General features: G+C 49.4%; 3 protein-coding genes. 2 read left to right on the top strand and 1 reads right to left on the bottom strand.

The window, feature by feature from the left end; all coding sequences use genetic code 11:
• Positions 1–180, bottom strand: a 180-nt coding sequence (locus ATB02_RS25530; protein ID WP_161953924.1) for a MobA/MobL family protein, incomplete at its 3' end; no start/stop codon positions are given.
• Positions 181–358: 178 nt separating this feature from the next.
• Between ATB02_RS25530 and mobC the strand changes: the two genes are divergently transcribed.
• Both mobC and ATB02_RS25515 read left to right on the top strand, forming a co-directional pair.
• Positions 359–613 carry a relaxase accessory protein MobC gene (mobC, locus tag ATB02_RS25525; RefSeq protein WP_000091746.1) on the top strand — a complete coding sequence of 85 codons (255 nt, stop codon included), beginning with the start codon at positions 359–361 and terminating at the stop codon, positions 611–613.
• A gap of 532 nt (positions 614–1,145) precedes the next feature.
• Positions 1,146–1,847, top strand: coding sequence for a replication initiation protein (locus tag ATB02_RS25515; protein ID WP_001281395.1), 702 nt, complete (start codon positions 1,146–1,148; stop codon positions 1,845–1,847).
• The last annotated feature ends 122 nt before the right edge of the window (positions 1,848–1,969 follow it).

Genomic DNA, 1,969 nt, shown 5'->3' with positions numbered 1-1,969 from the left:
AGGGGCTGTCGCGGGGGTCAGAATCACAGCCTCAGCCACACCGCTTTTGCGGGTGTAGTCGTGAGTCAGTCCGGTACGCTCATCAAGCATCAGTGAACCGGAACGATAGGCAGCGGAAGCTACGGCGCTGTAACCGCTGCTTCTGGAGATAATTTTCATGCTGAGATGATAAATCGCCATTTCTGCCGTAATGCCTTTTTGTAGTTTTCTTTCAGCCCCGCAGGGCGCACACAATCGAAACGGAGTGGAGATTGTATAAGTGCGCACTTCGTGATTTGCCGTGCATTATGCCAGCTCAGTTTTTAAACTACCAGTGACGCGCTAAAATGCGATTTTTCATCGCGCACGGAGTTACATCATGAGCAGAACGCTCGAACAGAAGATTGCTGATGCTGAGGCGAGATTACAGCGCCTGAAGGCGAAGAGCCGGAGCCTGGACACAGCGCAGAAGGTTGTTGTGGGTGCTGCATTGCTGGCAAAGGTCAGAAAGCCGGAGGAGGTGCAGTTGCGTGCCTGGTTACTCCAGTTCCTGAAGGCAGAGGTGACACGACAGGCTGATGTGACGCGCATACTGCCGCTGATTAACGAGCTGGAGGCGCTGCCAGAACAGTGATTGTATCGTCCGCTCGCCGCAGCCCCAGCGACCGAGCGTTAGCGAGCGAGTGGGCGAGGAAGCGGAAGTGAATCAGTCGCCAGGTTGAGCACATACGCACGGTTTTTCGGCAGGTGATATGCGCTGAACCCGCATGAATACTGGGTTTCCACAGGGTTGGAGGGGGTGTATTCGAAACTTGCAATTCTGCTTTATTGCAACTCATTGTTTTTATTGGTTTTTTGTTTTCAGCACCCCAAGTTATCCACAGGCTCGCCGTTAAGTTTTTAAGATCTTATTTTTAGATCTTTTTTTTAAAACCTTTTTAGGTCTTGTAACACCATGATTTTAAAGATGTTCTGGCAAGATAAGTGGAGCTTTTGGGGGTGAAAGGTGGAGCTTTTGGGGGTGAAAGGTGGAGCTTTTGGGGGTGAAAGGTGGAGCTTTTGGGGGTGTAATCCACAGAAAAAGGGGGTTGCAAAAAAAAAACTTCCACCCATATGATAAGTGGCGTACAGTAAAAAAACGCCACCAATAGCAACGAGCAAGCGAAATGTCAGATCTGATAGCTTACAAATCAAACGCCCTTATCGAGGCAAGCTACAAGCTCACTTTGCAGGAACAGCGCTTCCTGCTGGTCTGTATCAGCCGCCTGAAATCCGGAGAAGATTCCCCTTCGCCGGATGAACAAAAAACCATGACCATCACGGCTGCAGAGTTTCATGATGCCTTTCCTGACATGGGACGGCAGCACGCTGAAGCTAGGCTCAAGGAAGCGATAGATCGCCTCTGGGACAGGTCAGTAATCATCAAGAACGAGGAAAAACGAGAAGAGTTCCGCTGGGTGCAGTACCGGGCGCAGTATTTCAAAGGTGAGGCGAAAGTAGATATCACCTTCTCCGATGCCATCATGCCGTATCTGACACAGCTCAAGGGGCAGTTTACGCGGGTAGTCGTGAAGAACGTCTCCAGCCTTTCCAGCACCTACAGCATCCGCATTTACGAGCTGCTCCAGCAGTTCCGCAGCACCGGTGACAGAACGATAGCTATCGATGATTTCCGAACCATGCTTGCCGTTGAAGATAAATATCAACAATTCAAAGACTTGAATAAGATGATAATCAAGCCAGCCATCGCCGAACTGAACGAAAAAAGCGATCTGGTTGTAACTGTTGAGACGATCAAAAAGGGGCGCACGGTTGTAGCCCTGCATTTTCGCTTCAAGGAAGACAAACAGATCAAGATGACGATCTAAAATCGATTTTAAGGCACCTAAAACGCTCCCTGCTGCGTTTTTTTTGTGTTAGTAGTGCGAAGGTACTATTGAAGTGAAAAATTGCGTCAAAAACGCTCTGATGCAGCGAAAAAAGCCCCCCC

Source organism: Escherichia sp. MOD1-EC5189 (assembly GCF_002966045.1).
GTDB lineage: Bacteria > Pseudomonadota > Gammaproteobacteria > Enterobacterales > Enterobacteriaceae > Escherichia > Escherichia coli_F.
Note: the sequence above shows the minus strand (reverse complement) of the source record. Positions and strands in the feature narration are given on the sequence as shown.

Coding starts and splice junctions, on each gene's coding strand:
- mobC (WP_000091746.1), top strand. CDS start 359: ATGAGCAGAACGCTCGAACAGAAGATTGCTGATGCTGAGGCGAGATTA.
- ATB02_RS25515 (WP_001281395.1), top strand. CDS start 1,146: ATGTCAGATCTGATAGCTTACAAATCAAACGCCCTTATCGAGGCAAGC.